Below are 12,355 nucleotides of genomic sequence, written 5' to 3' on the forward strand. Positions count from 1 at the left end.
ATTGGTGCGAATAGGCCTATTGCGAGACCATATGCCATTCACACTGGCAGGTAGCTGGCACGAACGATATGGACACAATCACTCCCGCGAGGCGTTCTGCGCTAATGAGCGGCATACGTAGCAAAAATACCAAGCCGGAACTGGCAGTACGCTCGATTCTGCATCGACTTGGCTACCGTTTCAGACTCCACCACAAGGACCTTCCTGGCCGGCCGGACATTGTTCTGCCCAAACACCGCAAGATCATTCTCGTGCAGGGCTGCTTCTGGCATGGACACACTTGCCGGCTTGCATCAAAACCAAAATCGAATGAGGGCTACTGGAGTGCCAAGATCAATGGCAATCGTGCCCGTGACGCACGCACCCTGAAAGCTCTTGAAGAGCAAGGTTGGAATGTCCTAGAGCTATGGGAGTGTGAAGTTCGGTGCGTTGAAGGCCTAGAAGAAAGACTACAAGCCTTCATGGGAAGCTAGGCGGTCTGCAGCCAGATCTTGTAGGCCTCCACGTCATAGCGCGCAAGGCCGAGAAGATGCGCAGTGGCATCAATCATGCTCTGTCGCATCGCGGCATCGTCCGTCAGTTTTTTGTCTGCATCGATCCGCTTGGCAACTCGCTTGAGCGCACGTGTTGCAAGTACCCCCTCATCTGGTGCAGCGACTGGCTGGTTTGCGAGGCCTAAAGGATCACCTACTGGAATGAACATCGGTGTGAATTTCAACGCCAGCGAGATCAAATCCTCGTGCTCGACACCCTTCTCCACCCGGTAACCAAAAGCGCTGCAGAGCTCTACTGAAGTCGGCGGCTGGTGTTCAAGTGCTAACGCGACAAACCATTTACAAAGCCCGGTAAGAAAGACCGGAAGTAAGCCCTCAGGCGTCTCCGCAGCTGCGGCCACCGCCTCTGCAGTTTCGATTCCAAAGCGGTCGCGAGAGGCCTCTCGAAACGGTGCACACTGAGTCAGATTAGCTATGTACTTGCCCAGGAGCGCCTGTAAAACCTGATCATTAATATTAGGCTTATCAGCTCTCGTAGTTAGCAGAAGGAGCCACGGATTCATCGTGCGAGACTGCAGTGCTAACAGACTGCGAACGGCGTCGTAGTAACTGTTGTCTATCGTGCCAGGAGCCTGCGCACCAAAACCATCGCACAGGTCAAGGTTGATCACATCGTATGGCCCGAGCTGGCGCGCTTTGCGAAAGGCCAAGGAGTCTTGATTAGCGACACGGGCGAAATTGTCACCAATCACTTCAGACATCGGATTAACCCGTGGCAACCTCAGCACCTCGTCCAAAGATATGTTCAGTTCGGTCTGCGCTCTGCTGTCCGGACGAGCGCTGCTATTGAAACCAAGGAAACGCAATTCAACGTTCTGCGCGTTGCAGACCTCGCTATGAAAGTGCCGGAGATCGAGAAGATCAATGCCAGGCAAACCCAAGTACTTTAGGATGCCTCCGGCTGGAGGTGTGGCAGCAATCATCCGAATGATTTCGTAGCACCACTGATGGTGGCGAACATACTGTTTGCGTGGACGATGCCAAGGCAAGAACTCCTTGGCAGCCGTCGGCATAGGAGCTTCATAGACAACCATCTCGACGATGTCGTCCGCATGCTCCTCTTCGTTGGGTGCCGCGTCGTCCATCATTCTCCCGGAGCATCCAAAATTTCGTAAATGGCCTTCAGTAGTTTTTCCTGCTTACGCTTCGGTACAGCGTCTAACAGGCCGAAGGAGGCAAGCACCTGTGCGATCGCCTTAAGCTTCTCTTCAAGGATAACGTTCCGAGCTTTTTCCTTCGCCGTTTGGGCGCGTGGGTGGTCGGGAACGATAGCGGTGCGGGAATACACATACGATTCGCCTGCGATTTCGGACTTTTTCCCGCTAGCGGATAGTTCAATGGACGGCGGTCTAGCTGCAGGATCGTCAGCCTCCTGCCGCCAGACATTACTGGCGACGCGCTGTATCTCGGAGACTGCAGCTCCTTTGCTTTCGTCCCGGGTGTGCTCGCGCACCTCCCCTGCAAGGCGTTTTTGCGTTGAAGCCAGCTGACGTAATGCGCTGTGCAGCCACTTGGTGATGTAGACGGAGTGCGGATGTGCGCTATTAAAAGACTCTCGATCAATGTTCAGCGCGCTGTCGAGCCCCTCACTGACAAATATTTCACATGTGATCTGTCTCAGCCGCGTTTGTTCGGACACCTGGTATCGCATAAACGTGGAGTCAAAAAGCGTGCCGCTCGACCCATGGATACGCACCAGCGACCCTTGGTGCTCAACCGGAGCAACCTTGGGCGTCCAAAATAAGTAGGCCTCAAATGCGAGCGGGCCCCCGCTTAATTCCCGAGGCAATTTCTTGAACTCTTCCCGGCACTTTCCTATAAACACCAGCGGGTGTTTCAGTGCATTATTTGTGATTGGAAGATCTTTAAACTTGAGTGGGCGGGCCAGCTTAAGGTCATCGAAAAATATATCAAAGCCGCCAATCAGGCCTACCGGATCGTGGAGGTCCGCCTTCTCACGTAGCGGAGCCCCGGAAACGTCAAGCTTCTGCGCGGTACCTTTGGGTTGATTGGACAGCAGGAATGCTTCCGCCCAGCCGCCAATATTCATATCAAATAGATGCCCATCAACATACGGCAGGGGAACCGCAAGGCTGAGTTGCCAAACCATGCGCAGGTAATAGTCAAAGATGCGGTCGAGCTGCGGGTTGGGAGTCGAATGCTCCACCTCATCCCAAACGGATTGCACGAGCTTGCTAAAAGCCTCATCTGGTGGATCACCCTTTTCCCAGGGAAGCGACCATACCTTGCCCGCCGTTCTCTTCAGCAATTCACCACTGTTGTCTACGCGTCCAATGTGAAACCGCGGCGGTTCGATGGCCAGCTTCTCCTCCGATTCGGACTGCAGTTCATTCTGGTCAATGGCATTCCAGATGTCTCGGCTACGCAAGGTATCGCGCGCCTGTGGTCGAATGCTAGTCAGAACAATGGTTGTTCCGTGGGAATCCGTGTCTGCGGCCTTTTCCCGCCAGATATTCACCTTGCCAGATTCAAATTTCCTCTCGCCATCATGAGCAGGAGCTAGGTCCTCATCTGCATACTGTCGCAAGGCAACTGTGGCAACCGTCCTGTGGTCGTCATCTTCGACCTTGGTGATGATCTGAAATGTGTGGGTCAGCTGAGAAACGGAAAATAGGCCAATGCCGATCTTTCCTATTAGGCGCCGCCCACCAGGGCTGCGCATCGGGTCATTTGCGGCGGTGACACCTAAGCCGGGACCGGCGTCGCTGCGTTTCGCGCTACCCCCAATGTGCAGTAGCAAATGTGCTAGCGCTTCGGGGCCCATGCCATGCCCATCGTCTTCGACAGAAATGCGCTCAAAGCGCGGAGCGTCCGTTTTGATTACTACTCGCGTTGCATCGGCATCGTAGGCGTTTGAGATCAATTCGCGCAACGCAGAGCCGGGTTGACGATAGATACCATCGGTAACACGAGCAATCACTCGTTCGTCGGTTTTTAGAGTCGTCTGAACAACATCATTCGTTCCGTGGCTCGCCCGGATAGATGCAACCAAACCCAGTTCGTCATGAACCTCTGTAACGTTCGGTTGCTGGGATGCCATCGCTATTGACCGTCAAGCGCGCGCTTTACAGCCTGCGCAATACTGTGAGCAAGAGGAGGGGGCACCGCGTTGGATACTTGTTCCACTTGCTCGGATAGGTTTCCCTCCAAAACAAATCCTTGAGGAAATCCTTGAAGCAGCATTGCTTCATAGATACTGAGCCGACGCGTCCCATTGGGATGAACATGTATTTCGCGATGTCCAAAGGCAACGGTGGGACTCGCCTCATCCCAGGCAAGGCGCTTGAAGCTACGGCCCTCGGCATAATTTCCATCAGGATCGCTAAAACGGGGCGACTTCGGCTTCATCGTCCAATGGTTTGCATGTACGGGAATATCAGCGGGCGTTAACTTTCTTTCAAAATACTTAGGCGCAGCTAGACCACCGATGGCTTCGCGAACAGTCTTAAGACCGCTTTTCATCTCAGGACGGACTTGGCTATAGCCTTGTTTCTTTCGCATTGCCGAAAGCACAATGCGGCGCCTTTTCTGCGGAACTCCATAGTCAAGTGCACACAGCTCCTTCTCTGTCACATCAAAGCCGAGAGCATCGAGACCATCCATCAGAGCTTTGTAAGTTGCAGCATGCTTCTTGTCTCGAATCCCGAGAACGTTTTCAAACACCACGAACTCGACCGTGTATGTCTTCTGCAGGTTTTTGACAATATCCAGGTAAAGCTGAGGCAGCTCGTTACGAGGGTCATCAGCCTGTGAAGTTGTATTGGCACGAGAGAAACCTTGACATGGAGGGCCGCCAATCACTCCAATACGGCTCTTGGCGGGTATCTGCTTTTCCACCAACGAGTGCACGCCGCTTGGCTTTAGCTTGATCAGGTCGGCGGCCACACTATGCGTACTACTGAAATTCTTCTTGTGTGTTCGCACCGCAGCTTCTGAAACATCGATCGCAATTGGGATCTGGAAACTTTCTTGATGAAAGCCCCAATCCAGCCCTCCGGCGCCGCAAAAGAGACTAACGATCTTGGGGAGACCAGTTGTGGGAACATTCTGCGGATGCATGGGCCTTTTCGTAGAAGGCCGACCTTCACGGTGTGAGCGAACTCTACTCGCAGCGAGAGATGCTTTTTTCACCGCCGCCCCTGTTGATTCTTTTTGGCGCTGTTCACAGCATATTCCTTACCGTTGGGTCTGCAAAAGGAGATAGGGCTCGCCGGTTGCGCCTAACTAGTTGCCACACGCCCCATGCGTTCGAAGCGTAGCTATCATCAGCTAACTTCAGCAGCTCACCGCCCTGCTTAACAGGCGGAGGAAATGTTGTCCAGATGGATTGCGCCATAACGACTCCAAGCTGCAGAAATATGTCACTTTACATCAATCTGATGTCTCGGCACTAGCAGGCGTTAAGGGTGCGAGTGAAGATGCACTTCAATCGCCATCACAACTCTTAACTCAATTGGCAGTCACCTGCTTCTCCCCCAACGCAATATCCAACATCATCTCGCTGGCCAGCGTCCCCAGCTCCTTCTGCAACGCCTCCACCGACAAATTGGCAGGCACCAGCAAATCCGCCTCCACATTGAAGGTCTGTTTGCCTGAGGCGCCACTGCGCACGATGCCGGTGTGAATGCTCTCAATGCTGATGCCGCGCTCAACGAGCATCTTTGTCAGCTTGCTGACGATGCCTGCGATCTCCGCCTCCCAGTTGTAGTTCCAAACCCTGTCTGCAGGCATACAACTTGCATCCCTAAACCCTAAGGCAGAGCAAGTTTGCAGAGCACGAACTGGCGACGCCCCAGCACCCCCAACTCTGAAAGCGACCCATGTCATTCACCCGCACCGCTTGCCTGGCCCTTTGCGCCGCGTCCGGCCTGGCGCTCGCCGCCCCCTCCTTCGCGCAAGAGCCCTACCCCAGCCACCCGGTCAAAGTCATCGTGGCGCTGCCGGCTGGCGGCAGCGTCGACATGGTGGCCCGTCAGGTCAGCCAGCAGCTGACCACCGACCTGGGTCAGCCCTTTGTGGTGGACAACCGGGCCGGCGGTTCGGGGCAGATCGGGGTGCCGGTGGTGGCCAAGGCGGTGCCGGACGGCTACACCATCATGGTGTCGCCAGCTTCCTTTCTGACCACGAACAAGAGCATCTTCAAAACCCTGCCCTACAACCCGGAAACCGACTTTGTGGCGGTGACCAAGCTGGTGAACCAGGCCATGGTGCTGGTGGTGAACGACAAGGCGAAGTATGGAACGCCGGCGAGCATCCTCGCGGCGGCCAAGGCCAACCCGGGCAAGCTGACGTATGCCTCTTCAGGTGACGGCAGCCCGCAGCACCTGGCGGGGCTGATGTTTGAAAGCCAGACTGGCGCGAAGCTGCTGCACGTTCCCTACAAGGGCGGTGCGCCAGCGATTACCGACCTGATTGGCGGCGTGGTGGACATGGCCTTTGCCCCGCTGCCGGAGGCGCTCCCACACATCAAGTCGGGCAAGCTGCAAGCGGTGGGTGTGCTGAGTGAAAAACGGGCCATTTCCGCGCCGGACATTCCCACGCTGCGCGAAGGCGGCGTGAACAATGTGGTGCTCTCGGCATGGATCGGCCTGCTGGTGCCCGCCAAAACGCCGCAGCCGGTGATCGACAAGCTCAGCAAATCCGCGAAGGCGTTTCTGAGAGGCGATGCCAAAACCAAGCTGCTGGAAATTGGCATGGAGCCGGCGCCCGATGAGGCCAAGCCCCTGGCGCAAGTGATATCAGAAGAGATTCGCATCCACGCCGACCTGGTGAAAGCTGCCGGCCTGGTGCCGCAATAAAAGCGAATGCGCTGGCCGGGCTGGGGCGCATGCCCCAGGCAGCCGTTGATCGAAAGCTAAGCCAAAGCCCCAGCGGCTACACCTTCGATCACGCTTCGCGCGTTGCTTGCAGCCGCAACGCCCATGTTCACATACGCGTTGCTCGTGACCCCACCGATATGCGGACTCAGGATGAGACCCGGTTCGCTTTGGAACGGGTGCCCGGGCGCCATGGGTTCCACGCTGAAGCTGTCCAGGCCCGCAGAATGGACTTGTCCGCTGCGAAGGGCTTCGAGCAAAGCGGCCTCGTCTACCAGCCCGCCGCGCGCCGTGTTGACGATGATCACACCTTTCTTGCACTTGGCCAGCGTGGCGCCATTCAGCAGGTTGCGGTTCTCGTCGGTCAGCGGGCAATGCAGCGAAATCACGTCTGCGTTTTGCCAAAGCGTTTCGAGCTCGACCCATGTCATGAATTCCGGCAGCTCTTTGGCATAAGGGTCAAAGCCCAATACCTCCATGCCCAATGCACTCGCCATGCGTGCAAAGCGCAGCCCGATGGCACCCAGGCCCACCAGCCCGACAGTCTTGCCATACAGTTCCACGCTCTTGTGGGTGGCCTTGTCCCAATGGCCGGCGCGCATGCGGGCGTCCAGCACGGGAATCGACTTGGCACACGCGAGCATCAATGCCAGGGCCTGTTCGGCGACGGCATTGGCGTTGGCGCCGGCCGCGGCACGAACTTGAACACCCCGCGCGGCGGCTGCCACCTTGTCAATGGTGTCGGTGCCGCTGCCGTGTTTGGAGATCACGCGCAGGGATGGCGCTGCCGCGATGGCGGCTGACCCCACCTTGCTGTAGCGCACGATGATGCCCACCGGGTCGTGTCGCTGGCAGAGGGCGACGATGTCTTCTTCAGTTGGCGTCTTGCCGGCGTAGATGACTTCGTAGCCCTGCAGAAGCGCCAGCGCTTCTGGTGCAAGGTCTGCCGCGGTGACCAGAATGACGGGCTTCATGACGGCTTTCATGGCAGGTTGCCCATTGCTCACAGCGACTCACCTTCTTTCAGCACGCCAGCGCTGCGCAATGCTGACTCCAGCCACTTCGCCGCTGTGTCGCCTTTTTTGATCGCCGCTATCCGTGCGTTTTCGTCGGCCACCTTCTTCGCAGCGGCCGGCAGCAGGGATTCGATCTTCTCGCGCTCCACCACGACAACGCCATCCGCGTCGCCCATCACGAAGTCGCCCGCATGCACGGTGACACCGCCTGCCGTCACGGGGTGGCCGATGCGGCCCGGGCAGGTTTTGGTCGGGCCGTTCGGGTTGTACCCGGCCGCAAAGACAGGGAAATCCATTTCGTCGATCTCCAGGGTGTCCCGCACTGCGCCGTCAATGACAACACCGACGATACCCAGCTGTTTGCAGGCGGTCATCATGATGGTGCCCATCAGCGCGGCGGTGAGGTCGCCCTTGCCGTCTATGACCAACACATCACCCGGCTGCGCCAGTGACATTGCCGCGTGAATCATCAGGTTGTCGCCAGGGCGGACTTCAACGGTGAAGGCCGTTCCGGCAAATTTCATGCGGGGGCGCAATGCCTTGATGCGCCCGTGCATCGCACCCCGGCGGCCGGCCACGTCGGCCAGGATGGCGGGCTGGAATGCAGCGGCTTCGCGCACAACGGCGGCCGGCACGCGGTCAAACTTGCGGATGATGTCTTGTGTCATGTCAGTCTACTTTCGCGCCGGATTCTTTAACAATCTTGCCCCAGCGGGTGATGTCTTCCCGGATCAGTTTGCTGAATTGCTCCGGCGTACTCCCTTCCACGTCGGCGCCCTGGTCGCGCAGCTTTTTGCGCAGGTCGGCCGCCTGCAGCGCCTTGTTGATGTCGGCGTTGAGTTTGGCGACGACATCTTTCGGCAGGTTCGCGGGCCCGGCAATGCCGAACCAGGTCACGGCCTCAAAACCCTTGTAGCCGGACTCGGCAATGGTCGGTACCTGCGGCAGGTCTTCGGTGCGTTTGGCCGAGGTGACGGCGATGGCGCGCATTTTTCCGTTCTTGATGTGGCCGATGAGCGTGGGGATGGAAGACACATAGAGCTGCACCTGCCCGCCAATCAGGTCGGTGGCGCCCTGCGCCGCACCCTTGTACGGCACGTGCGTCAGCTTGACGTCTGCGGCCTTCTGGAAGGATTCGGTTGCGAGGTGCGCAACGGTGCCGTTGCCGGAGGTCGCGTAGTTCAGGGAGCCGGGTTTGGCCTTGGACGCCGCAACGATGTCGGCGAGCGTCTTGTACGGCGAATCCGCCGCGACGACGATGACCAGCGGCGCACTCGCCACGAGGCTCACGGGCGTGAGGTCCTTCACGGGGTCGTATGGAAGTTTGGCGTACAGGCTGGTGTTAATCGCCAGGTTGCTGGTCTGGCCGAGCACCAGCGTGTAGCCGTCTGCCGGCGACTTCGCCACGGCGTCTACGCCGAGGTTGCCGCCCGAGCCGGGCTTGTTGTCAACGATGAAGGTGTAGCCCGAGCCCGTGACCTTGTTCGTGACTTCGCGGGCGATGATGTCGGTGCCGCCGCCGGCCGGGAACGGGACGACGAGGCGGATGGGTTTGTTGGGCCAGGCCTGCGCAAAAGCGCTGGTGGCCAGGGAACACGCGATGGCAGCGGCCAGCGCGTAACGGCGGGAAAGTTTCATGTATGTCTCCAAGGCTCCGCTTTAAACAATAGCTGCGGTATGGATGTGACTGTAGGCGCGCGTTGCACGCCATACAATACCGTTTCATACAGTGAACCATGGTGCGGCATGCGCAACGATCCAGCAAATGAGCCAGTTGAGACGGGCGGCGGCGTTATCGCGGTGACGCGGGCGCTCTCGCTGATGGAAGCTTTTGAGGTGGGCGAGTCAACGCTTTCACTGGCGGAATTGAGCCGGCGCTCACACATGCACAAGACGACGGTGCTGCGCCTGGCGCGCACGCTGGCCTTGTCGCAATACATGGTGCAGGCCGACGACGGCCAGTGGAGGCTGGGGCCGGCCGCCGGCTGGCTGGGTGCGCGCTACCAGGCCGGGTTCGACGTCAACCGCATCGTCGAGCCCACGCTGCACGAGCTCGTCGAGGCAAGCGGTGAGAGCGCGTCGTTCTACGTGCGCGAAGGCGACATTCGCGCCTGCGTGGCGCGCGTCGAAGGGCCGCAATCGGTGCGGCACCATGTGCGTGTCGGCGAGCGGCTGCCGTTGAACAAGGGCGCACCGGGGCGCGTGATCCTGGCCTTCAGCGGCGCAGCGGGAGAACCCTACGAGTCGATCCGAGAGCAGGGGTACCAGATCTCGATGGGCGAACGCGAAGCCGAAGTGGCCAGTGTGGCGGCGCCGGTGTTCGGCCTCAACTGGCGATTGCTGGGGTCTATCTGCATCTCGGGCCCGAGTGCGCGGCTGTCAAAGACCAAACTGATGAAGCACGCCAAGAGCGTCATCCGCGCGGCGAACCAGCTGTCGTATGCGCTCGCCGGAAGCAAGTCGGCCCACACGCCGCGGGCGGTCTCGCGCTGGCATCCTTGAAAGTTGCGAAAGTTGCTTGTGAGACGCCTTGGGGTCGTCTGGAAAAAAGAGAGGGTGCCTGGGGCGGATATGGCCCTGGAGGACGCTTACATCAAGGTGCGGTTTTTCTCAATCGACCGCTTCCTGCTCAACCAGACGCCTGATCTTCAACGCTTTCTCAAAGTGGTCCAGCCGGTGCGTTTGGATCCACCATTTTGCGGCCTCCATCAGGAGCTCCGGGTTGTCATTCTTGTTGGCAAAAAAAGCGTAGAAAGACACGCCGACGTTTTCGCCTTTCTCTCTGATCTTGTTTTCACAAACATCGATTATTTTCTGTTTCAGGTGAGCGCGCATTTGCATCCTCACGCCTTCGCCGACATCTTGAGCGCCAAAGCAAGATAGTCACGAACATGCTTGCCCGTGATGTCTTCAACTGATGCCAATTTGATGTGGCGACGGAATTTGCCTTCGCCCTCGAGCACTTTGAGCTTGTCCGGCAGTGATGCGCCCTCGCCGAACTCCAGGGAAACGTGTTTTGCGTAAGAGAACACCCCACAAAACGGCTTTACAGCGGAGAACAGGAGTCCACCGTATTTCACCTCTTCAGAGATCGAGGAATCCAGGCCAAGGATGATTTTTCTCAGTGCCTGTACAAGCTCGAAGCGTTCGGGATCAAGAAGGCGTATGTCGTCGAGAAATTTTGAGATGCGGTCGCTGGTCATGGTTTCAGGATTTGTAGTGTTGCTTGAACTCTGGGCTATTACAGCAAATCATGATTTTCGTTACTGCCACCACTCTCAGCCACCACGCCGGACAAACCGAATCTCAGCTGACTTGCCGGCAACCTGCCGCCCTTCCAAGCGAAATCTCTTAAAGCTCGCGGACGATCAACCAGGCACACAAGCCCACCACCAGAACCCCGGCAGCGACAAGCCCGGTCATCGTGGACATCCGGCGCTGGCGTTGACTGCATGGCAGGCAGTAATTGAAGGTTGCGCCTTTGTAGTGAGGCAGAGGCCATAGAAAGCCCGACCCGCCGCAGGCGTAACACCTGCCCTGCGCATTCCTCCGCTTGCCCCGGCGGTCACGCCACACCTGGATGATGAGCCCAACGATGGGAAGCACACCCAAGCCCCCAACAACCAGCACCGCCACAACGATTTCAACCATTGCTATTCCGTACTCTTAGCTCACTTCATGCCCGAGATGCGTATTGACTTACCCGACAGCAAGCTGCCGCTCCCCCAACGCAATATCCAGCATCATCTCGCTGGCCAAGGTGCCCAGCTCTTTCTGCAAAGCCTCTACCGACAACTTGGCCGGTACCAGCAAATGCGCCTCGACCTTGAAGGTCTGTTTGCCTGAGACGCCGCTGCGCACGATGTCGGTGTGAATGCTTTCAATGCTGATGCCGCGCTCGGCCAACATCTTCGTCAGGTTGCTGACGATGCCCAGGCGGTCTTCGCCTACCAGTTCGAGTTCAAACACGCGCAGGGCGGCGGGCGTGTTGGCGCCATCGCTTTTTGCGACGACGACTTGCAAGCCGCTGGACTGCAGGCCGCGCAGGGAGTTGGCGAGGTTATCGGCGTTTTCGCGGGGTACTTCGAAGTGGACCATGCCGGCGAATTCACCGGCCAGGCGTGTCATGCGGCTGGCGGCCCAGTTGGCGCCGAAGCGTTGGGCTTTGTCTGCCAATGCGCTGACGATGCCCTGGCGATCTGTGCCGACGATGGAGACGACTAACGAAGTGTTGGCGGACGAGACCTCTTCGGTCAGCACCACGGCCTTGCGCAGCATGGGGGCGCGGGTGGCGAAGGCGGGGTCTTGCACGTCGGCGGGCAGGCTGCCTTGCAGACGGGCGTGGTGCACGACTTTGCTGAGCAGCGCCAGGCCCATGGGTGCGAGGGCACGCTCCCACAGTTCGCGGGCGGTTTCGCCTTTCTTGACAAAGCACCAGTCTTGCGCGGCGATGGCGCCGGCGTCCCAGCCGTCGGCCAGGTGATAGACGGAGCCGCCGGCAATCGGGTCGCCTTCCAGAATCGTCCACTCAACGGCCGCAATGCCGCGGTGGCGTGGCAGCAGCGAGGGGTGGTAGCCGATGCCGCCAAGGCGTGATCGTGCCAGTGCGTCGTCGCTCACGCGGGCATGGGTGTGCGCGGCGATGATGAGTTCGGTGCCTTCGGCAATCGCCTCGCCGGGCACGATCTTGGGGTTGGCCAGCACGTGCACGGGGATGCCGGCGGCGCGGCCGGCAATCGCCAGCCGGTCGTCTTCAGCCGGGGCGACGATGCTGGTGAACTCAATGCCTTCTTCTTTGCGAAGCGCCTCAAACACAGAGGCTGCGAAAAAACGGGAACCGACCAAAGCGCATTTCATGGACACGTCTCTTTAGGAATGAATAGATAAAGGGATGGATTAAAACGGAAAGCGGACATAAAAAAGGGAGCCGAAGCTCCCGATGAGAAAC

General features: G+C 58.4%; 14 protein-coding genes. 3 read left to right on the forward strand and 11 right to left on the reverse strand.

From position 1 onward, the window contains the following. Positions 1-68: 68 nt before the first annotated feature. A complete protein-coding gene (locus tag AC1DU8_RS18665; RefSeq protein WP_477727129.1) occupies positions 69-473 on the forward strand; it encodes a very short patch repair endonuclease in 405 nt (134 codons plus the stop codon). Here AC1DU8_RS18665 and AC1DU8_RS18670 read toward each other — a convergent pair. From AC1DU8_RS18670 to AC1DU8_RS18685, 4 genes are all read right to left on the reverse strand, one after another. After that, positions 470-1,642, reverse strand: a complete 1,173-nt coding sequence (locus AC1DU8_RS18670) for a PP_RS20740 family protein (RefSeq protein WP_477727130.1) — start codon at positions 1,640-1,642, stop codon at positions 470-472. The two genes, AC1DU8_RS18665 and AC1DU8_RS18670, sit on opposite strands and share 4 nt — an antisense overlap. After that, complete coding sequence (locus tag AC1DU8_RS18675) at positions 1,639-3,615, reverse strand: ATP-binding protein (protein ID WP_477727131.1); 1,977 nt, start codon at positions 3,613-3,615, stop codon at positions 1,639-1,641. The genes AC1DU8_RS18670 and AC1DU8_RS18675 overlap by 4 nt, the downstream gene beginning before the upstream one ends. Before the next feature lie 2 nt (positions 3,616-3,617). Further along, positions 3,618-4,634, reverse strand: coding sequence for a DNA cytosine methyltransferase (locus AC1DU8_RS18680; RefSeq protein WP_477727132.1), 1,017 nt, complete (start codon positions 4,632-4,634; stop codon positions 3,618-3,620). 390 nt (positions 4,635-5,024) lie between these two features. After that, positions 5,025-5,306 (reverse strand): ACT domain-containing protein, encoded by a 282-nt coding sequence (locus AC1DU8_RS18685; RefSeq protein ID WP_477727133.1) that lies wholly within the window; start codon positions 5,304-5,306, stop codon positions 5,025-5,027. Positions 5,307-5,395: 89 nt separating this feature from the next. Here AC1DU8_RS18685 and AC1DU8_RS18690 point away from each other — a divergent pair, with 89 nt between their 5' ends. After that, positions 5,396-6,373, forward strand: coding sequence for a Bug family tripartite tricarboxylate transporter substrate binding protein (locus tag AC1DU8_RS18690; RefSeq protein WP_477727134.1), 978 nt, complete (start codon positions 5,396-5,398; stop codon positions 6,371-6,373). A 56-nt stretch (positions 6,374-6,429) separates the two neighbouring features. On the opposite strand, the gene AC1DU8_RS18695 is transcribed toward AC1DU8_RS18690, so the two are convergent. Genes AC1DU8_RS18695 through AC1DU8_RS18705 form a run of 3 tightly spaced genes read right to left on the reverse strand, consistent with a single transcriptional unit; the run spans position 6,430 to position 9,045 of the window. Next, positions 6,430-7,365: a hydroxyacid dehydrogenase gene (locus AC1DU8_RS18695; protein WP_477727135.1), complete on the reverse strand. Its 936-nt coding sequence runs from the start codon at positions 7,363-7,365 to the stop codon at positions 6,430-6,432. 29 nt (positions 7,366-7,394) lie between these two features. Further along, complete coding sequence (locus AC1DU8_RS18700; RefSeq protein WP_477727136.1) at positions 7,395-8,075, reverse strand: RraA family protein; 681 nt, start codon at positions 8,073-8,075, stop codon at positions 7,395-7,397. A 1-nt stretch (position 8,076) separates the two neighbouring features. Further along, on the reverse strand, positions 8,077-9,045 hold the full coding sequence (locus AC1DU8_RS18705; protein ID WP_477727137.1) for a Bug family tripartite tricarboxylate transporter substrate binding protein: 969 nt from the start codon (positions 9,043-9,045) through the stop codon (positions 8,077-8,079). 108 nt (positions 9,046-9,153) lie between these two features. Here AC1DU8_RS18705 and AC1DU8_RS18710 point away from each other — a divergent pair, with 108 nt between their 5' ends. Further along, a complete protein-coding gene (locus AC1DU8_RS18710) occupies positions 9,154-9,909 on the forward strand; it encodes an IclR family transcriptional regulator (protein ID WP_477694705.1) in 756 nt (251 codons plus the stop codon). A 108-nt stretch (positions 9,910-10,017) separates the two neighbouring features. Here the strand turns inward: AC1DU8_RS18710 and AC1DU8_RS18715 are convergent, their stop codons facing one another. From AC1DU8_RS18715 to AC1DU8_RS18730, 4 genes are all read right to left on the reverse strand, one after another. Next, positions 10,018-10,242: a DUF6500 family protein gene (locus AC1DU8_RS18715; protein WP_477666814.1), complete on the reverse strand. Its 225-nt coding sequence runs from the start codon at positions 10,240-10,242 to the stop codon at positions 10,018-10,020. A gap of 8 nt (positions 10,243-10,250) precedes the next feature. Beyond that, on the reverse strand, positions 10,251-10,610 hold the full coding sequence (locus AC1DU8_RS18720; protein WP_477727138.1) for a DUF1801 domain-containing protein: 360 nt from the start codon (positions 10,608-10,610) through the stop codon (positions 10,251-10,253). Between the two features lie 148 nt (positions 10,611-10,758). Continuing rightward, positions 10,759-11,058, reverse strand: coding sequence for a hypothetical protein (locus AC1DU8_RS18725; RefSeq protein ID WP_477727139.1), 300 nt, complete (start codon positions 11,056-11,058; stop codon positions 10,759-10,761). 48 nt (positions 11,059-11,106) lie between these two features. Next, the gene (locus tag AC1DU8_RS18730; RefSeq protein ID WP_477727140.1) at positions 11,107-12,264 is read right to left on the reverse strand and encodes a formyltransferase family protein; all 1,158 of its coding nucleotides are present in this window, start codon (positions 12,262-12,264) and stop codon (positions 11,107-11,109) included. Positions 12,265-12,355: the final 91 nt, after the last annotated feature.

It is taken from the genome of Polaromonas sp. P3_A5 (genome assembly GCF_056403055.1).